General features: G+C 40.5%; 11 protein-coding genes, 3 tRNA genes and 3 rRNA genes. 13 read left to right on the top strand and 4 right to left on the bottom strand.

Annotated elements, in window-relative coordinates:
- Nucleotides 1-102: 102 nt before the first annotated feature.
- The 4 genes from JBW_RS12420 to JBW_RS12405 all read left to right on the top strand — a co-directional run bounded on the left by JBW_RS12420 (nt 103) and on the right by JBW_RS12405 (nt 6,097).
- Entirely contained in the window at nt 103-357 is a 255-nt protein-coding gene (locus JBW_RS12420) for a cell division protein ZapA (protein WP_007934931.1), read from the top strand.
- Between the two features lie 66 nt (nt 358-423).
- Nucleotides 424-1,050 (top strand): DUF421 domain-containing protein, encoded by a 627-nt coding sequence (locus tag JBW_RS12415; protein WP_007952631.1) that lies wholly within the window; start codon nt 424-426, stop codon nt 1,048-1,050.
- Nucleotides 1,051-1,183: 133 nt separating this feature from the next.
- A complete protein-coding gene (locus tag JBW_RS12410; protein ID WP_045820617.1) occupies nt 1,184-3,691 on the top strand; it encodes a DUF3656 domain-containing U32 family peptidase in 2,508 nt (835 codons plus the stop codon).
- Between the two features lie 42 nt (nt 3,692-3,733).
- A complete protein-coding gene (locus tag JBW_RS12405; protein ID WP_007961510.1) occupies nt 3,734-6,097 on the top strand; it encodes an endonuclease MutS2 in 2,364 nt (787 codons plus the stop codon).
- A 74-nt stretch (nt 6,098-6,171) separates the two neighbouring features.
- Here the strand turns inward: JBW_RS12405 and JBW_RS12400 are convergent, their stop codons facing one another.
- Together JBW_RS12400 and JBW_RS12395 are read right to left on the bottom strand one after the other, a co-directional pair.
- Nucleotides 6,172-6,753: a hypothetical protein gene (locus JBW_RS12400; protein WP_007961509.1), complete on the bottom strand. Its 582-nt coding sequence runs from the start codon at nt 6,751-6,753 to the stop codon at nt 6,172-6,174.
- Nucleotides 6,754-6,765: 12 nt separating this feature from the next.
- Entirely contained in the window at nt 6,766-7,086 is a 321-nt protein-coding gene (locus JBW_RS12395; RefSeq protein WP_007961508.1) for a YbaB/EbfC family nucleoid-associated protein, read from the bottom strand.
- Nucleotides 7,087-7,290: 204 nt separating this feature from the next.
- Here JBW_RS12395 and JBW_RS12390 point away from each other — a divergent pair, with 204 nt between their 5' ends.
- On the top strand, nt 7,291-7,695 hold the full coding sequence (locus JBW_RS12390) for a hypothetical protein (RefSeq protein ID WP_007934919.1): 405 nt from the start codon (nt 7,291-7,293) through the stop codon (nt 7,693-7,695).
- Between the two features lie 577 nt (nt 7,696-8,272).
- Here JBW_RS12390 and JBW_RS12385 read toward each other — a convergent pair.
- Both JBW_RS12385 and tyrS read right to left on the bottom strand, forming a co-directional pair.
- Entirely contained in the window at nt 8,273-10,390 is a 2,118-nt protein-coding gene (locus tag JBW_RS12385; protein ID WP_007961506.1) for a transglycosylase domain-containing protein, read from the bottom strand.
- A 145-nt stretch (nt 10,391-10,535) separates the two neighbouring features.
- Nucleotides 10,536-11,756 carry a tyrosine--tRNA ligase gene (tyrS, locus tag JBW_RS12380; protein WP_007961505.1) on the bottom strand — a complete coding sequence of 407 codons (1,221 nt, stop codon included), beginning with the start codon at nt 11,754-11,756 and terminating at the stop codon, nt 10,536-10,538.
- A gap of 337 nt (nt 11,757-12,093) precedes the next feature.
- On the opposite strand from tyrS, the gene yunB reads away from it, so the two are divergent.
- The 8 genes from yunB (at nt 12,094) to JBW_RS12340 (ending at nt 20,470) form a co-directional block, all read left to right on the top strand.
- Complete coding sequence (yunB, locus tag JBW_RS12375) at nt 12,094-12,771, top strand: sporulation protein YunB (RefSeq protein ID WP_007961504.1); 678 nt, start codon at nt 12,094-12,096, stop codon at nt 12,769-12,771.
- A 420-nt stretch (nt 12,772-13,191) separates the two neighbouring features.
- Nucleotides 13,192-14,841 (top strand): 16S ribosomal RNA (locus tag JBW_RS12370).
- Between the two features lie 102 nt (nt 14,842-14,943).
- Nucleotides 14,944-15,020: transfer RNA gene (locus tag JBW_RS12365), tRNA-Ile, on the top strand.
- Nucleotides 15,021-15,106: 86 nt separating this feature from the next.
- A tRNA-Ala gene (locus tag JBW_RS12360) sits at nt 15,107-15,182 on the top strand.
- Between the two features lie 277 nt (nt 15,183-15,459).
- A 23S ribosomal RNA gene (locus JBW_RS12355) occupies nt 15,460-18,392 on the top strand.
- Between the two features lie 194 nt (nt 18,393-18,586).
- A 5S ribosomal RNA gene (gene rrf, locus JBW_RS12350) occupies nt 18,587-18,703 on the top strand.
- The 16S, 23S and 5S rRNA genes sit together here with 3 tRNA genes alongside, the layout of an rRNA operon.
- Before the next feature lie 3 nt (nt 18,704-18,706).
- A tRNA-Asn gene (locus JBW_RS12345) sits at nt 18,707-18,782 on the top strand.
- A 188-nt stretch (nt 18,783-18,970) separates the two neighbouring features.
- Nucleotides 18,971-20,470 (top strand): 4Fe-4S dicluster domain-containing protein, encoded by a 1,500-nt coding sequence (locus JBW_RS12340; protein ID WP_045820616.1) that lies wholly within the window; start codon nt 18,971-18,973, stop codon nt 20,468-20,470.
- The last annotated feature ends 55 nt before the right edge of the window (nt 20,471-20,525 follow it).

Below are 20,525 nucleotides of genomic sequence, written 5' to 3'. Positions count from 1 at the left end.
TGTATTCATAAAGACAAATATGTTTTCTTTGCTACATATGCAGGAAATCATATTTGTCAGGTCGAATGTAGAATTAGTAAAATAGGTATTATAGGTGACGTTATGAATGAAAAAAAACATAAAGTAACAGTTGAAATCTTTGGTGAAACCTATTGTTTAAAAAGTGATGTCAAACTTGAAAAAGTAATTGCCATTGCTGCAGAAGTTGATTCTCGTATGAAGACAATTGCACAGAAGAATTTGCGATTATCTCCAGGTAAAGTGGCTGTGCTAGCGGCACTCAATATTGCAGAGGCATATTTAGATTTAGAACAAAATTATAAACAATTGATTCGAATGGTAGAAGAAGAAAAATAACTGACGCTATCGTGCAGTATAACAGGCTTTTTGATTGTTAATACTACAATCAAAAGGAGTGATATAGTGTTTGAAACTGCCGATGTTGGTCAGGTTTTATTTCATATAGTGGTGTTATTTACTATAGCTCTTATCGTTGTTCGTTTAATGGGAAATCGTACAGTAGGGCAGTTATCGCCTTTTGATTTTGTTATTATGGTAGGTATTGGTGACATCATTGTTACTGCATCTATGGACAAAACACAGACTATATTCAGGGGCATAGAAGGATTAGTTGCTCTTTTGGCATTGCAGCAGTTAATTTCGTATGTATCCCTAAAAAATCTTACTTTACGGAAGTGGGTAGAGGGTACGCCAATTACACTTGTTCAGGATGGAAAAATTTTACGAGAAAACTTTATCAAAAATCATTTCAATTACGATGATTTACGGCAAGAGCTTCATAAGCAAGGGATGGATATGACTAATTTGTCAGATATCAAATTGGCACGATTGGAAAGTTGTGGAGTTTTTACTGTTATAAGAACTTCAGATAAAGAGCCTTTAACAAAATATGAACTTGAGTTGTATTATAAAAGTATTTTTGAGAACCCCTTAAGTCCGTTAGGTCAGAAATGGGCGAGATTCGAACAATTTATATCAGATGTACATGATGTAGCAGAGTATATAAAAAGACAAGAAAAAATTAAGTAGATAAATACTATGCCTGTATCAAGGTACACAAAGTACACACAAAGAGGGCGTGTGCCATCTTTGTGTACTTTGCGTCTTTATGTGGAGATGTTTTTATATTATAGGGCAAGGCTTTTGAAAGGAATGAATTTAAATGATAGAGTTATTAGCTCCTGTTGGTAGTCGAGAAGCTTTAATTGCAGCTGTAGAAGGTGGTGCCGATGCCGTATATTTAGCAGGAAAAATGTTTGGTGCTCGAGCTAGCGCGCCTAATTTTACTGATGAGGAATTAATAGAAGCTGTAAATTTGGCTCATTTGCGTAGTGTTAAGGTTTATGTGACTGTAAATACCCTTGTTGATAATGGTGAAATACCTGCATTATCGCTTTATTTACAGTATTTGTATAGAATTAGTGTAGATGCGATTATTGTTCAAGATATTGGCGTTTTTAAAATAGCAAAACAAATTATCCCTGCGATGCCAATACATGCTAGTACACAAATGACAGTACATAATTTAGAAGGTGTAGAGCTTTTGACGGAGCTTGGCTTTCAGCGGGTAGTAGTATCACGAGAGTTATCAATGGATGATATTCAACATATTTGTAAGAATACAGCTACAGAAATTGAGGCTTTTGTTCATGGTGCATTGTGCATTTCATATTCTGGTCAATGTCTAATGAGTAGTATGATTGGTGGGCGAAGTGGTAATCGTGGACGTTGCGCTCAGCCTTGTCGTTTGCCATATACCCTTGTAGATGAAAAAGGAAATGATTTACTCCTAGATGCGGATGCAGGGGAATATCTTTTAAGTCCTAAAGATTTAAACACATTGGAGTTGATACCTGAGCTTATTCAAGCAGGTGTAACCTCTTTTAAAATTGAAGGACGCATGAAAAGACCAGAATATGTAGCAGTGGTAGTTGATACGTATAGGCGAGCGATTGACGCTTGTTTGGTTAATCCTGATGCCTATGTTGTTGCAGAGCAGGAACAAAAAGAACTGGCACAAATCTTCAATCGTGAATTCACTACGGCTTACTTAAAGACTCATCAGGGACGTAAGATGATGAGTGACCGTCGTCCGAACAACCGGGGCGTGCGTATTGGCCGGGTTAGCGATTATCAGCATCAGGAACGAGTTGCAACTATAAAATTAGATGAACCTTTATATATAAATGATATTGTTGATTTTTGGGTAAAGATTGGTGGCAGGGTTAGTGTAACCGTATCATCTATGATGGTAAATGGTCAGAAAGTGACTAGCGCTCCTGCTGGGGCAGAAGTAGCAATTCATGTGCATGCTCCTGTGCGCATAAATGATCGGGTCTTTAAAGTCTTCGATGCGGGTTTGATGGAACGAGCACGATCTTTTTTTACTGAACCAAATGCAGTGAAACGTGTAGCAGTTGATATCAAAGTAACTGTACAGGAAGGTCAACCTTTGGAAATTAGTATACAAGATAAAGATGGTTTCTGTAGTCGGGCTAGGACTTCTTTTATTGCTCAAAGAGCTATTAAAAGACCCTTAACTTCAGAAGTAATTGCCAAGCAGGTCGAACGGTTAGGCTCTACGATCTTTAGCGTAAATACCCTGGAATGCAATATAATTGGTGAAGTGATGGTGCCAATTAGCGAGATCAATGATGTTAGGCGCAGAGCAATTGAAGAATTAGAACAAGCTCGCTTAATGCCCTTTCAACGTGAAGATTTATCTAGAAAAAAATATGTTGCACGAGATTTTCTATCATCGAATATAATTCGGAATAAAGCTGGCGTACAACAGCCTTTATTGGTGGTAAATGCAGATACGATTGATAAAATTAAAGTGTCTTTAGAATCCGGCGCAGATTGCATTATGTTTGGCGGAGAAACCTTTGATCATAAAATGATCACTCCTGAGACATATGGACGAGCTGTAGCCATGGTACACGAATATGGTAAGCAAATTATTTTAAATACTCCTCGTATTATAAAAAAATGGCAGATGGACGAAGTGAAAAGGGAATTGGCTTTATTTGAGGAATTACAGCCAGATGCTGTTGCAATAAGCAATTTGGGGACATTGCATATTGCCAAAAAGATAACGAACCTGCCACTCCACGGTGATTATTCATTAAATATATACAATGATGTATCGATAGATTTTTTAGCTGCACAAGGAATTTCCAGTATGACCTTATCACCAGAATTAAATTTTTCCCAGATTGAAGAGCTGGCTAGCGAACAGAAGGTGGCTTTAGAATGCTTAGTTCATGGATATGTAACATTAATGGTATCGGAGTATTGTGCGATAGGAAGCTATCTTGGTAAATTAGGTACAGGAAAATGTAACCAGGCTTGTTTACGCCGTGATTATTGGTTAAATGATCGTAAAAATGAAAGATTTCCAGTGGTGACAGATCAATATTGTCGTATGCATATACTAAATGCAAAAGAATTAAGTATGTTGCCTCATGTACCTCGATTTGGTTTAATCGGAATTAAACGTATACGAATTGAGGGAAAGAAGAGTACTGTTGATCACTTGGGTAGAATAAGCAAACTATATAGAGAACTATTGGATCAAGGAGAAGATCATCCCTTGCTTGCGCAGGATAAGATGAAAACTGTTGAACATGAAGATATCACCCGGGGGCATTATTTCCGTGGTGTATTATAAAGAAATATAATTGTATATTTCTTTATTTCTAGGGGGAAATGAATGGATATATCAGTATTAAAAACATTAGAATATCATAAAATACGTGCTATGCTCGCAGATAAATGTAGTTCTGTTATGGGGCGAGAACTTGCAGAGGAATTGATACCGTCAAGTGAATTAGCTAAAGTGGAAGAAAAAATAGCAGAAACAGAGGAAGCCAGAGGAATTTTGGACGCAATGTCTAGTATACCTCTTGGTGGTATTCGTGATATTCGCACGTTGTTAAAACGTGCAGAAATAGGTTCTGTACTTGCTCCTGATGAATTGGTAGCTGTAGCAAGTACGTTATATGCATCTCGAAGAATGAAAAATTTTTTTATGGATATGCCTGTAACATTAATCATTTTGCTTGGTTATGCTGAAAAAATCAATGTATTGCGTAATGTTGAAAATTTTATTGAAAACATTGTGAATGAACAAGGACAGATACGTGATGATGCAAGTGTTGAGCTTTTGCATGTACGGAGGGAAATACGGTTATCTCAAAGTCGTATCAAAGATAAATTAGACGGTATACTGCGCTCAAGTGAATATCAAAAATATTTTCAGGATGCATTAGTGACTGTGCGCAATGAGCGATATGTTATACCAATTAAACAAGAATATCGCAATCATTTTCCTGGAATCATTCATGATCAATCAGCTAGTGGTGCTACAGTATTTGTTGAACCGATGGCAGTAGTAATTTTAAATAATGAAATTAAACAACTCACGTCTGCAGAAAAAAATGAAATTGAGCGAATTTTAAGATCCGCTACGGAACAAATTGCAAATGTCTCAGAGACTATTTATATGAATTGTGATATGTTAGCTAACATTGATTTTGCTTTTGCGAAGGCAAAACTTAGTCTGACCATGCAGGCGAGCATGCCTATTATTAATAATAAAGGATATGTTAATCTGCGTCAGGCTAGACATCCTCTTATTGAGGCTGATGTTGTAGTTCCGATTGACATTTTTATCGGCAAGGATTTTAATACATTGCTCATTACAGGTCCAAATACAGGAGGCAAGACCGTAACGTTAAAGACGTTAGGGTTATTTGCTCTTATGACACAGGCTGGACTCTATATTCCTGTACAAAATGGTTCTGAAATCGCTGTATTCAATAATATTTTTGCCGATATTGGTGATGAGCAAAGCATTGAGCAGAGTCTGAGTACTTTTTCGGCTCATATGACGAATTTAGTGAGAATTTTAAACCAAATATCATCCGAAGATTTAGTATTAATTGATGAAATTGGTGCTGGTACTGACCCGGATGAGGGAGCTGCTTTAGCTATGTCAATATTAGAACATTTGCTGAATATTGGTGCTAAAACAATTGCTACAACTCATTATAGTGAATTAAAGACCTTCGCATATTCAAGACAAGGAATCGAAAATGCTAGTGTGGAATTTGATATACAAACATTAAGACCCACATATCGCCTTTTGATTGGTGTTCCAGGGAGCAGTAATGCCTTTGCAATTAGTAAACGTTTGGGATTATCAGATCGTATTATTGAGCAAGCTAGCCAATTTATTGATAAAGATCATGCAGAATTTGAAACCGTTTTAAATGCTTTGGAAGAGCAGAAGATCGCTTATGATAAACTCCATGAAGAGGTTATTCAGCAAGAACAAACATTGCAAATTTTAAGAGAAAAGCTTGCGACTGAGGAAAGTATATTGGCTGCGAAGAAGCATAAAATCTTGGCCAAAGCGCAAGAAGAAGCTGAATCCCTACTGCGAAAGACTCGGCGAGAAACAGAAGAAATTATAACGGAGCTAAAAGCGCAGTTTACAGCAAAGAGTAACAGCTCGACAAGGCAAGGCATTTTTGACAAAAGTAGAAAACGTCTGCGTGACAATCTAGAAAATTTAAATGAAAATGAAGAAGATGATAACCCGTTGCCTATTGTTACTGCCAATGTCTTAACACCAGGAATGCAAGTATACATAACTACGCTGAAACAAAAGGGGACCGTAGTATCGATTGCTACAAATGAAGTAACTGTTCAATTGGGCATTATGAAAATGAATGTTGCAATTACAGACTGCCGCTTGGTAAGCGACAACTTTCCTATTAAAAAGATTGCTAAAGATAAAAATCGTGATAAAAATTTTATGAAAATCCAAGATGTCGCCAGGCAAATTGATATACGGGGTATGATGGTAGAAGAAGCAGAATATACCTTAGGAAAGTATATTGATGATGCGATAGTAGCAGGGTTAAGTACAGTATTGGTTATCCACGGAAAAGGAACTGGAGCTCTGCGAAAAGGAGTAAGAACGTATTTGAAAAATCATCATTATGTCAGGGATATTAGCATTGGTGAATTAAATGAAGGTGGCGATGGAGTTACTGTGGTGCAGTTATAGAAAAAACAGAGTTATAAAAACTTTTTCGGTCTCCTAACTGTAATAGCAAAAGTAAAGAGGTGTGAGTAGCATTCTCACACCTCTTTCTCATTTTCAAATGTAGTTTTCCAGTTTAAAGAGCGACCTAAATCCTTTTTGTCAGAGACATATGGATCTAAAGGGGGGGTTGCTATTGAGGAATTCGCTAAGGAAGAAGTGACAGCCGCCGCCGGTGGATCTTTTTTTTCTGATTTTTCCGTTTTACTTCCTTCTTGTTTATCGTTATTTCCTCCACCTCCCAAATTACCTAAAACACCTAATATAGATGAGATATTAGCGGGGTTGAGTTTTGACTTAATTTGTGGGTTATTTAGTAGAGGTAATAAAGTCATGAGCATGTCAGCAGAAGGGCCTCCTCCTCCTCCATCACCACCACCGCCCTTTGTAAGCTCTCCTAAAAGTTTATGTAATGGATTAGTAGTATTATTAGTAGTAATTGCAGATGAATTTTGAATAGCAGGTGCTGCCGTCAGAGGTTGGGTACGATTTAGTATATGTAGAATACAAAGCAGTGACAAAATATGAATGAGGTTATCATAGCCGGTACCCTCATTCGCTACGTTATCAATCATGTGTGCTATGGATTGTAACAGCGTATTAGGATTTTCGTTCGGCATAAAGTGTCCTCCTTAAAATAGTCCAGGAATTTTGGGAAGATTGAGATCGCCAGTTAATTTGCACATTGCAGTTTGGTGCAGCTCGCGGGACTTGGTAAGACCATTATTTATGGTTGCAACTAATAAGTCTTGTAATAATGTTGCATTCTCAACAGATAAATATTTTGGATTGATTTCTATTGATAATAATTCTTGTTGTCCATTAAGGGTTAATTTTATTACATCACCGCTTGAAACCTCTACACGTTGAGCTTTTAACTGATCTTGTGCATTATCAACATTTTGTTGAATTTTTTTTACCATTTCCATCATGTTGCCTAAATTTTCCCACATAGAAAATCGCCTCCGCTCTAATTTTGTCCAATGAATGGTCACTCATTTTATTAAAAAATCAATTCCACAAAAAAACGAAGTCAATTATAGCATTATAATTTATGCAAAAATATAAATTTGTGTGTATCAATTAATAGCCAATTGTAAGATTGCATCATATATTAGATTAAATATCACTTATTGATTGAATAAGGGGTGAGAGTGATGCGCTTTCGGAGACATTATAAAAACTACAAGAGGTCAGTTGCGCAAGAAAGTAAGGATGTTGAAATGATGATGACTGAGGAGAAAATCGTTGAAAAAGTGAAGGATACAAAGCAAATCAAAATGCAAGATGAGGAACGAGAAGATAAGAAAGTCAAGAAAGCCAGACCAGTCAATCCTATGAGTGGATTTGGCCAGATCTTAAAGAACCCTAATTTTAACTTGCAGCTCATGGTTATTTTGTTAAGTTTAACTTCCGAAGATATGCAAATGGATAGAAGGATAGATGGAATGTCGACAACCATCGACAAGGTTCGTAACATTACTGAGCTAGTTAATAGTGGTATGCAGTCAATGAAGATGGTTTCAGAATTTCCTAAAAGCATTCGACGGATATTAGAATAAAATTTAATTAAAAAAACTAATTAGGTTGAGTAACACTTTTAAAGATACCTCCATATATTGAACTAGAAGGGGAGGCAATACTTAAATAATTAAGGACAGATATTTAGGTAGCTGCTCTTTAAATGTTATATTTAAGGAGGTAATATGTAATGGCAAGAGGTTGTGGTTTTGGTGGAGGTCAATCTTGGTGGATTATCATTATCATCCTTTTACTCTTTTGCTTTAACAATGATGATTGTAGCTTCTCATAATATAAAATAATATCTTACTTATTCTAGCGTGTTCCTGAATTCCTTAAAACGAGGTAACTCCTTTGTGATTATTCATATAGTAATAGAGCATCTATTTAAAGATTGATAATACTTCTATTATCAATAGAAGGAGGAGGAATCCCTATGGCATGCGGACGTCGATTTGGTGGATTTGGTGGCGGATTTGGTAGTGTGTGGATTATTATCATTATTATCATTTTGTTGCTTTGCAATAATAATGATGACTCGTCTACTTGTTTATAGTTTATATTAATGTATATGCAGAAATATAAAAAACACGCGTAATTTACGCGTGTTTTTTATATTTAAGGATTATTTTTTTTATCTGTCTCAGTTGTTTTTTTCGGTGGTGGAGGTGGGGCAGTGTTTTTATCAGATTTGACAGGTGGAGGGGGAAGGGTTTTATCAACTGGTCGCGAGTCATCATCTTGTTGATTTGGTGTTTTCGAATTTTTACCATCGGGTGTTAATGGATTTGCAGGTTGCTTACCATCAGCAGGCTGCTCTGTAAGAACAGGAGTGGGGTTCGGTTCAATTACGACACCGTTAGGTCGAATAAAATCCCGAGATGGTATTTTTGCCAAGGCTTTTTGCATAAAAGATTTCCAAATGGTAGCTGGAAGAGTTCCTCCCGTTATACCATTTAAATATTCGCCAGAATCATAACCTATCCATACGGATGCAACTAAATCAGGAGTAAATCCAACAAACCAAGCATCTTTATAATCATTGGTTGTGCCAGTTTTTCCGGCAGCAGGACGCCCAATATTAGCAGCTGAACCAGTACCATTATTAATGACGCCACGTAGCATATCCGTTAGAACATAGGCAGAGCGCTCGTTAACCACTGCCTTTTCCTTTGGAGTGACTTGCTCTAGCGTCTTACCATTACGATCAATAACTTTAATGACTGTTATAGGATCTACATGTACACCTTGGTTAGCTAATACTCCATATGCACTGGCAATTTCTAAAGGCGTGACACCTCGTGTTAGACCTCCAAGGGACATTGCTAAATTACGGTCATTAATAGAACCTTGTAAGACTAACGTGGAAATCCCCATTTGTTGAGCATAGTATAATGGTTTATCAACACCTGTCTGATTGGCAATCTTAACAGTTGGCACATTGAGGGATTGTTCGAGTGCTGTACGTAAAGAAACCGATCCATGGAACTTCTCATCATAGTTCATTGGTGACCAATTACCAAAGCTGATTTTACTATCTTCAATCATAGATGAAGGAGTCATTCCTCCTTCTAAAGCAGCTAAGTAAACGAATGGTTTGAATGCTGAACCAGGCTGACGTTCAGCTAAAACTGCACGATTAAACTGATCATTGCCACGACCACCAACCATTGCTTTGATATAACCTGTACGTGGGTCAATCGCAACGAGGGCTCCTTGTGGTTGTTGCAAACCATTACTATCAGTACGTATATTAGGAAGCTTTTTCATGGCTTCTTCCGCCGCTTCCTGCATATCTAGATCTAATGTGGTATAAACTTTAAGTCCATCTTTATACACCGCATCAGCCCCATATCTGTCAATCAGATATTGCGTAACATAATCAATAAAATAGCTCGCTGTTTGGTTTGTGGTATCTGTTTGGGATGAGCGTATTGCCAAGCGAAGTTTGGCATTCTTAGCTTGTATAGCAGTTGACGAATTAATAAATTCATATTTAACCATTTGATCAAGTACTGTAGCTTGCCGTTCTGTTGCAGCTTTTAAGTTATTAAAAGGTGAATAATAATTTGGACTTTTTGGGATGCCTGCTAACATTGCACATTCTGCTAATGTTAGATCTTCAACATTTTTATTGAAATAAACAATGGATGCAGATTGTACTCCGTAAGCTCCTTGTCCAAAATATATTTGGTTTAAATAGAGTTCTAATATTTCATTTTTACTGTATTGACGTTCAATTTGTAGAGCTAGGATCGCCTCTTGTATTTTACGTTTTAATGTACGTTCTTGGGACAGTAATGCATTTTTGGCTAATTGCTGCGTAATGGTACTGCCACCTTCGGAAACGCCTCGATCGGTTATATTTGACCAGACTGCCCGCAGAATACCACGAGGATCAATACCTATGTGTTGATAAAAACGTGCATCTTCAGCAGCTACGAAGGCGTTTTGCAAATTTTTAGGGATCTTATTAATAGAAACGGGAACGCGATTTTCTACAGAATGAACCGTATTAATTAATTTCCCATTTACATCATAAATTTGTGAAGAAGCTGCAGGTCTAATCTCGTCTTTCAGACTTGGCATGGTGTGAATGCTTGCTGTTAAAAAGCCAAGTCCAGCACCTGTGATCATTACTATAAATACAATTAGTATTATAACCGTTAGTTTTGAATTACCATTTTTAGAAGAACGACGGCCATCTTTAAGGCTATCGCTTCGCTCCTTGTTCATTGGCAACCTCCTTAGTATTGAGTACGCTAATTATTATAACATAAATAATATCCTTTTTGTCTATAAGCTAAAATGACACCAATAGCTGGTGTCATTTTTATATTACTTAATCAGTAAAATAATAGAAAAGTAGCTAAACTCTTTTTTAGAGAGTTACAACAATGCGGTGATAATTTTTCTTACCTTTACGAATTAATAAACTTTTATTTTCAAATAGATCATCAGTGAGTATTAAGTCAATGTCGGTTACTTTCGTGTCGCCAATATAAAGGCCACCTTGCTGTATCAACCTTCTTCCTTCGCTTTTTGAAGGTACTATTTCAGTAGCTGCAAGAACGTCCAGGACTTTCATACCCATCATATTAGAGGTAATTGATACGGTTGGAACATTATCTAGTGCGCCAGCTCCGCTGAATAATGCTTCTGCTGCTTGCTGAGCTTTTTCAGCTTCCTCTGCACCGTGAATGAGCTTTGTCACTTCAAAGGCCAGTGCTTTTTTTGCAATATTAATTTCTTTATCTTTAAGGGCACCCAACTTTCGAACCTCATCCATTGGCATAAAGGTTAGAAGTGCTAGACATTTTTCTACATCCGCATCATCTATATTACGCCAGTATTGATAAAATGTATAAGGTGAGGTCTTTTCAGGATCCAGCCATAGAGCACCTTTTTCCGTTTTGCCCATTTTACGCCCATCACTGGTGGTCAATAGGGTGAAGGTTAATCCGTATGCTGGTTTGCTTTCTTTACGTCGTATGAGATCCGCTCCAGCCAGGATATTGGACCACTGATCATCTCCGCCCATCTGCATAGTGCAGTTATACTGACGGTTGAGCTCTAAGAAATCATAGGCCTGCATCAACATATAATTAAATTCCAAGAAGGATAATCCTTTATCTAACCGTTGTTTAAAACATTCGGCAGTTAGCATACGATTGACTGAAAAGTGTGCGCCGATATCTCTTAAAAATTCGATATAATTCAGCTTAAGAAGCCAATCTGCATTATTGACCATTAATGCTTTGCCTTCCGAGAAATCAATGAAGCGCTGCATTTGTTTTTTAAATCGTTCGCCGTTATAGACAATATCATCTTGGGTCATCATTTTGCGCATATCAGTCTTACCAGAGGGGTCACCTACCATCGTCGTTCCTCCGCCAATTAAGCAGACTGGGCGATGTCCGGCCTTTTGCATGTGCGCCATTACCATCATTCCAAGAAAATGACCGACATGTAAGCTGTCAGCAGTTGGATCGAAACCAATATAGAAGGTAATTTTTTCTTTTTCGAAGAGTTCGATCATTTCATCTTCATGGGTAAGTTGTTGAATAAAGCCTCGCTCTTTGAGGATATCAAGTACAGTCATTGGTTTGAGAAGCCTCCTCATGTTTCCAAAATTATCAACAGGTAAAAATAAAAACCGCCCTGGTTAAGGACGGGTACAACCCGCAGTACCATTCAAGTTGCTAGCTAAAACAGCTTGTTTATTTTCATGTCAAATACTAACTGTAATATAGCAGGATACGCCACAAATGTCAATGTGATCCATGGCTTGCAGCTATATAAGTGAATCTTAATCAGGAATTTGATATATAGCTATAGATATAGCTATCAAGAACTAGGTATAAAAATATGCTAAAGAGTGGTACATCATAAGAGGAAAGGCCATATACTGAGGTATATCCTGGACTAGGAGGGTAATCATGAGATTTTCCGTAGGGAAGAGACGAAGAATGCCATCCATTGTGCTAGTGTCTATTCTACTATGCATCATTATAATAGGCACCTTCTGGATGATGGAAACACATTTAAAACCTACCTTATTGGCTATAGCTGAAACAAAAGCAACTTTCATTGCGACTCAATCCATTAACCAGGTTATTAGTGACAGGGTGAACTTAAATATTGACCCGCAAACATTAATGAATGTTACATTAGATAGTCGGGGACGTGTAGTACTTATACAGCCTAATACCATGGAGTTCAATAAAATTGCTGCAGATACTACTATTAAAGTGCAAGATAAATTAAAAGAGATTAGTGAAGAACAAATTAATATACCAATGGGACAGATTTTCGGGAGCCAATTATTAGCTAGTATGGGACCTAATATTACTGTTACTGTAATTCCTATAGGTACTGTTCAGGTAAAAGTAATTGACAAATTTGAACAAGCAGGTATTAATCAAACTAGGCATATGATATATCTTATTGCTACTACACAAATTAGAATTGTAGTACCTCTAGTTAGTAAAAGTATAAGTGTAGATACGCAAATGCCAATTGCGGAATATGTTGTTGTTGGGGATGTTCCGAATACATACGTACAATTTCCGTTCCCATTTCCCAGCAATCTAAGTGAAAATGAAAAACATGAATAAGGTATAATTTAAACAAAAAAGAAGATAGAGCATTGACATACCTTTTTAAGATGTGATAATATAGACAAGTCATCAATTTACAATAAAAAAGTTGACATACTTATGTAAAGGTGTTAAAATCAATGAGGTCGCTTGAAGTGACATAATAATTATTTTAAGATCTTTATCTCATGTGTTCCTTGAAAACTAAACAATGTAAGTAAGGTTAAAATAAGCCAGATGTGCGGTACTCGTTTCGAGTGCAAAACAGTTGGTTCATGCAAATGAACTGACATAAACAATTTGTTTTTTAAAGAGCCATCAAGGTTCTCTAATAAATAGTTTATGCATACTGTGCCAAGCATGATGGGGTAAGGAAGTTCGACTGCTAACGCATCGAGCAAAGCGACCACATCAAAGCTGAAGCATTGTGTGTCTGCTTTTATGGAGAGTTTGATCCTGGCTCAGGACGAACGCTGGCGGCGTGCCTAACACATGCAAGTCGAACGGTCTGGTATTCAACACTGAATATTTAGCAGTGTAGTCAAGCGCGAAAGAAGAGAGCGCTTCACGCATAAACAAGTGCCAACACAAAAGCTGAGGATTGAGTGTTGAATATCAGATAGTGGCGAACGGGTGAGTAACGCGTAGACAACCTACCTTCTAGCTGGGGACAACACTGCGAAAGTGGTGCTAATACCGAATGTTGTATTTTGAGTGCATACTTAAGATACTAAAGGTGGCCTCTATTTATAAGCTATCACTAGAAGATGGGTCTGCGTCTGATTAGCTAGTTGGTGAGGTAACGGCTCACCAAGGCGACGATCAGTAGCCGGTCTGAGAGGATGAACGGCCACACTGGGACTGAGACACGGCCCAGACTCCTACGGGAGGCAGCAGTGGGGAATCTTCCGCAATGGACGAAAGTCTGACGGAGCAACGCCGCGTGAGTGAAGAAGGTTTTCGGATCGTAAAACTCTGTTTTCAGGGACGAATGTGTGGATTGTAAATAATGATCCATAATGACGGTACCTGACAAGAAAGCCACGGCTAACTACGTGCCAGCAGCCGCGGTAATACGTAGGTGGCAAGCGTTGTCCGGAATTATTGGGCGTAAAGCGCGCGCAGGTGGGATAATCAGTCTGATGTTAAAGTTCGGGGCTTAACCCCGTGAAGCATTGGATACTGTTATTCTTGAGTGCAGGAGAGGAAAGTGGAATTCCTAGTGTAGCGGTGAAATGCGTAGATATTAGGAGGAACACCAGTGGCGAAGGCGACTTTCTGGACTGTGTCTGACACTGAGGCGCGAAAGCCAGGGTAGTGAACGGGATTAGATACCCCGGTAATCCTGGCCGTAAACGATGGGTACTAGGTGTTGGGGGTATCGACCCCTCCAGTGCCGGAGTTAACGCAATAAGTACCCCGCCTGGGGAGTACGGCCGCAAGGTTGAAACTCAAAGGAATTGACGGGGCCCGCACAAGCGGTGGAGTATGTGGTTTAATTCGACGCAACGCGAAGAACCTTACCAAGGCTTGACATCGTCTGATGACTCTAGAGATAGAGAGTTCTTCTTCGGAAGACAGATAGACAGGTGGTGCATGGCTGTCGTCAGCTCGTGTCGTGAGATGTTGGGTTAAGTCCCGCAACGAGCGCAACCCTTATCCTATGTTGCCAGCACGTAAAGGTGGGAACTCATGGGAGACTGCCGTGGATAACACGGAGGAAGGTGGGGATGACGTCAAGTCATCATGCCCCTTATGTCTTGGGCTACACACGTACTACAATGGGCTTAAATAGAGGGTAGCGAAGCCGCGAGGTGAAGCCAAACCCAAAAACAAGCTCTCAGTTCGGATTGCAGGCTGCAACTCGCCTGCATGAAGTCGGAATCGCTAGTAATCGCAGATCAGCATGCTGCGGTGAATACGTTCCCGGGCCTTGTACACACCGCCCGTCACACCACGAAAGTTGAGAGCACCCGAAGCCGGTGAGGTAACCAGCAATGGAACCAGCCGTCGAAGGTGAGATCAGTGATTGGGGTGAAGTCGTAACAAGGTAGCCGTATCGGAAGGTGCGGCTGGATCACCTCCTTTCTATGGAGATTTGAAGGATGAAATACTCTTTCATATCCAAGGTCGACACATCTGGTTGTTCACTTTTACTTACATTGCTTAGTTTTGAGGGAATACCTCTGCGGGCCTATAGCTCAGCTGGTTAGAGCGCACGCCTGATAAGCGTGAGGTCAATGGTTCGAGTCCATTTAGGCCCACCATTTATTCGTTCACTTGGATTCGAGGTTTTAATAACTCGAATTTTTTTAGTCGGGTAAATGAAGATCGCATTTTATGCGTAGAATACGGGGGATTAGCTCAGCTGGGAGAGCACCTGCCTTGCACGCAGGGGGTCAACGGTTCGATCCCGTTATCCTCCACCATTTCATTAATGCTCTTTGAAAACTGCACAGAAGAAAGCAACGTAATAATCCAATGTAAGAATTGGGTGATTACCGAGCATGTTAGGATTATTTGAAACATGTATATTCTTGTTTTAGAACTCGAATATACCACCAAGTAAAGGTTGGCAAGAAGCTGTCAGCTGCTAGGCGGAGCGAGGACATGAATGGAGTCGTACTACTTGTACGTCGACATGAATGCCCACAGCGACAACAACGCAGATGATAGGTTATTGCAAACCGACTATTAGAGTGACGAAGTCAAGCTAATAAGGGCATACGGTGGATGCCTTGGCGCCAAGAGCCGAAGAAGGACGGGGTAAGCTCCGATAAGCTAGGGGGAATCGCAAGCAGGTATTGATCCCTAGATTTCCGAATGGGGAAACCCAACAATGGTAATGCATTGTTACCCATAGCTGAGACTATGAGGAGGGCACCTGGGGAACTGAAACATCTAAGTACCCAGAGGAAAAGTAATCAAGTGAGATTCCCTAAGTAGCGGCGAGCGAACGGGGAAGAGCCCAAACCGAGTCAGTTTACTGATTCGGGGTTGAGGACCAGCATAATTCAAGTCAGGCTTAGTCGAACTACCTGGAAAGGTAGACCATAGGGGGTAACAGTCCCGTAGACGAAAAGCAGAGCGAGATGGCTGAGATCCAGAGTACCACGAGACACGTGAAACCTTGTGGGAAGCAGGGGGGACCACCCTCCAAGGCAAAATACTCCTTGGCGACCGATAGCGTATAGTACCGTGAGGGAAAGGTGAAAAGCACCCCGGGAGGGGAGTGAAAAAGAACCTGAAACCGTATGTCTACAAGCAGTCGAAGACCCTTATGTGGTCGACGGCGTGCCTATTGAAGAATGAACCGGCGAGTTACAGTAACTAGCGAGGTTAAGCAGAAGATGTGGAGCCGTAGCGAAAGCGAGTCTTAATAGGGCGATTAGTTAGTTGTTGTAGACCCGAAACCGCAGTGATCTATCCATGGCCAGGTTGAAGCGCAGGTAAAATTGCGTGGAGGACCGAACCCGTGAACGTTGAAAAGTTTTGGGATGAGTTGTGGATAGGGGTGAAATGCCAATCGAACGCGGAGATAGCTGGTTCTCCCCGAAATAGCTTTAGGGCTAGCCTCAAGAAATAAGTACAGACGGTAGAGCTCTGATTGGGCTAGGGGCCTTATAGGTTACCGAACTCTGTCAAACTGCGAATGGCTGTACTCGGACCTTGGGAGTCAGACTGCGAATGATAAGATCCGTAGTCAAGAGGGAAACAGCCCAGACCATCAGCTAAGGTCCCCAATGCCGTACTAAGTGGCAAAGGATGTGGAACTTCAGAAACAACCAGGATGTTGGCTTAGAAGCAGCCACCATTTAAAGAGTGCGTAATAGCTCACTGGTCGAGAGGTTTTGCGCCGAAGATGTCCGGGGCTAAAGTACGGAACCGAAGCTATGGATTTATGCCTTTGGGCATGAGTGGTAGGGGAGCGTTCTATACGCATCGAAGCAGTACCGTAAGGAGCTGTGGAGTATATAGAAGTGAGAATGCCGGTATGAGTAGCGAAAAGACAAGTGAGAATCTTGTCCACCGAAAGCCTAAGGTTTCCTGAGCAACGCTCGTCGTCTCAGGGTAAGTCGGGGCCTAAGCCGAGGCGTAAATGCGTAGGCGATGGACAACTGGCAAACATTCCAGTACCACCCCCATCCGTTTGAGTGATGGAGTGACACAGAAGGGTAAGTAATCGCATGAATGGAAGAAATGCGTCTAAGCTTGTAGGGTGTTTAGTAGGCAAATCCGCTAAACGAGAAGCCTGAGGAGTGACGGGGAGTTGACCGCAAGGTTGATGAACTTACTGATCCCATGCTGTCAAGAAAAGCTTCTAGCGAGGCTGTGGGTGCCCGTACCGCAAACCGACACAGGTAGGCGGGGAGAGAATCCTAAGGTGCGCGGGAAAACCCTCGTTAAGGAACTCGGCAAAATGTCCCCGTAACTTCGGGAGAAGGGGAGCCTCTTTAGGTGATTACCCTCGCGGTATGAGCTAAAGGAGGTCGCAGAAAAGAGGCCCAAGCGACTGTTTACCACAAACACAGGTGCCTGCTAAAGCGAAAGCTGACGTATAGGTGCTGACACCTGCCCGGTGCTGGAAGGTTAAGGGGAGTGCTTAGAAGCAATTCGAAGGTGTGAACTGAAGCCCCAGTAAACGGCGGCCGTAACTATAACGGTCCTAAGGTAGCGAAATTCCTTGTCGGGTAAGTTCCGACCCGCACGAAAGGTGTAACGACTTGGGCACTGTCTCAACGAGGGACCCGGTGAAATTGAAATACCTGTGAAGATGCAGGTTACCCGCGACTGGACAGAAAGACCCCATGGAGCTTTACTGTAGCCTGACATTGAATTTTGGTAAATGATGTACAGGATAGGTGGGAGACTGCGAGACATGTACGCTAGTATGTGTGGAGTCGTTGTTGGGATACCACCCTTTATTTACTGGAATTCTAACTTTAGTAGTAACGATACTAAGGACAGTGTCAGGTGGGCAGTTTGACTGGGGCGGTCGCCTCCGAAAATGTAACGGAGGCGCTCAAAGGTTCCCTCAGCGCGGTTGGAAATCGCGCGTAGAGTGCAAAGGCAGAAGGGAGCTTGACTGCGAGACGTACAGGTCGAGCAGGGACGAAAGTCGGACTTAGTGATCCGGTGGTACCGCGTGGAAGGGCCATCGCTCAACGGATAAAAGCTACCCTGGGGATAACAGGCTAATCTCTCCCAAGAGTCCATATCGACGGGGAGGTTTGGCACCTCGATGTCGGCTCATCACATCCTGGGGCTGTAGTAGGTCCCAAGGGTTGGGCTGTTCGCCCATTAAAGTGGTACGTGAGCTGGGTTCAGAACGTCGTGAGACAGTTCGGTCCCTATCCATCGCGGGCGTAAGAGATTTGAAGGGAACTGCTCCTAGTACGAGAGGACCGGAGTGGACGAACCAATGGTGTACCAGTTATTCCGCCAGGAGTACAGCTGGGTAGCTACGTTCGGAAAGGATAAACGCTGAAAGCATCTAAGCGTGAAACCAGCCTTAAGATGAGATCTCTCATAGCATAAGCTAGTAAGTCCCCTTGTAGATGACAAGGTTGATAGGCCAGGTGTGTAAGTCCAGCAATGGATTCAGCTGACTGGTACTAATAGGACGAGGGCTTGACTTAAATTTAGTTAGCAGCATGGCTGCTAACGACTAATCCTAACTGCGTTTGCTTATAGCGACATTGTAAAGTCGTAATGATGTTAACATTTTGATGTTAAGGTCGCGACTTACACAAATCTTTTAACAAAGATTTGGTGCGCTGCTTCTGTGAAGTTTTGAGGGAGCATACTCTTTGAGATGTTTACCTCTATAATATCTGGTGGCGATAGCTAAGGGGTTCCACCTGTTCCCATACCGAACACAGTAGTTAAGCCCTTATACGTCGAAAGTACTTGGCTGGAAACGGCCTGGGAGGATAGATAGTTGCCAGTTTATTCCTTGATAGCTCAGTTGGTAGAGCAATCGGCTGTTAACCGATCGGTCGTAGGTTCGAGTCCTACTCAAGGAGCCAGTTTAATGAAAACACCATTCACGCAAGTGAATGGTGTTTTACCTTGTCAGGATAGAAAAGTATTATATGAATTTTATTTTAAGAAACTAACTAACTATAAAAAGTCGGATATATTATGTAAGAGGTATAGACATTTCTAAAGTGTTTCTTTATACTATACAATAATGTAATACCAATAGGAGGGTTAAATGTTACAAATAACAGAAGTAGTAAAAATTAGACGCCAAGTTTTATCGAAAATCGCTAAACTTACCTTTGATGGTGAACTCGATAAAGATAATATTGTTGATATTTTAGATAATATTGTTACTGAAGATGGTCCAAGATATCGATGTTGCGTGCATAAAGAACGCGCAGTTTTGAAAGACAGAGTTAGATTTATTATGTCACAGCCTTTGAATATGGGGATAGCTGAAGCGGCTCAACAGGCTTTAGATGGAGAAATTGCTGATATGCCTATTATTAATATTATGCCTGAAGCATGTGATCAGTGTCCCATTGATACCTTTTTTATAACCAATGCGTGTCGTAATTGTGTTGCTCACAATTGTATTGCAAGTTGTCCCAAAAAGGCTATTAGTGTTGTTCAAAATCAAGCTTATATTGATAAAACCAGATGTGTAGAATGTGGTCTATGTAAAAAATCTTGTATGTATGGGGCTATTGTTGAAATCACACGTCCCTGTGAAAGAGCCTGTGATATTGGTGCGATAAAAGCTGATAAGGAACGGCGAGCCGTTATTAATTATGAAAAGTGTGTGCAATGTGGTGGATGTAAAGTAGCATGTCCTTTTGGTGCAATCACGGAACAGAGCTTCATAGTACACATTATTCAAAAGATAAAAGCTGGTAATCGCGTATATGGGATTTTAGCTCCAGCATTTATTAGTCAATTTGGGGTGAAAGTAAAACCAAGCCAAGTAATAGCTGCAATTAAAGAAGTTGGTTTTTATGATGTTCGAGAGGTTTCTTTTGGTGCAGATATTGTAACCTTAGAAGAAGCAAAAGAATTTACTGGGACAGTTCCTGAAGAACACTCCTTCATGACAACATCCTGTTGTCCAGCTTTTGTAGGAATGGTGGATAAACATTTGCCAGAGTTGAAGGAACATGTATCCACTACTGTATCACCCATGGTGGCGACTGCTAAGGTAATTAAAGATGCTGATCCTGAAGGCGTGATTGTTTTCATAGGTCCATGTCTTGCAAAGAAAGTTGAAGCGCGTAAATATCCTGATCTTATTGATTATGTACTTACCTTTGAAGAAATGGATGGAATATTTTCAGGTGCTGGTATCATACCTGCAGATATTCTTGAAACAGAATTTACCTCAACAGCTTCTCGTGATGGTAATGCATTTGCCAGAGCTGGCGGTGTAGTACAGGCAGTTATTGATGCAGCAGGAAAAATTGCTCCAGATGTGATAGTGAGACCACACCGCGCAGATGGACTACAAAATTGTAAAGACGCATTACTTCAAATGAAGGCTGGAAAGATTGATGCTAATTTCTTTGAAGGTATGGCTTGTAATGGTGGATGTGTTGGGGGACCTGGTATTTTGATTGATACACGTATTGGTAGTAAGATGGTTGATAAATTTGCTGATTCATCAAGTATGATTACTGCATTAGAAAATCAAGAGGCGATTGATAAAAGTAAAAAGAATTTACATTGGCATAATAAGTAGTGTACCAGCTTGCTGGCTTTGATTCTACTCAAAAATAGAGGCTATGAAGTTGATA

This window comes from Pelosinus fermentans JBW45 (genome assembly GCF_000271665.2).
In the GTDB taxonomy this organism is placed as follows: domain Bacteria; phylum Bacillota; class Negativicutes; order DSM-13327; family DSM-13327; genus Pelosinus; species Pelosinus baikalensis.
Note: the sequence above shows the minus strand (reverse complement) of the source record. Positions and strands in the feature narration are given on the sequence as shown.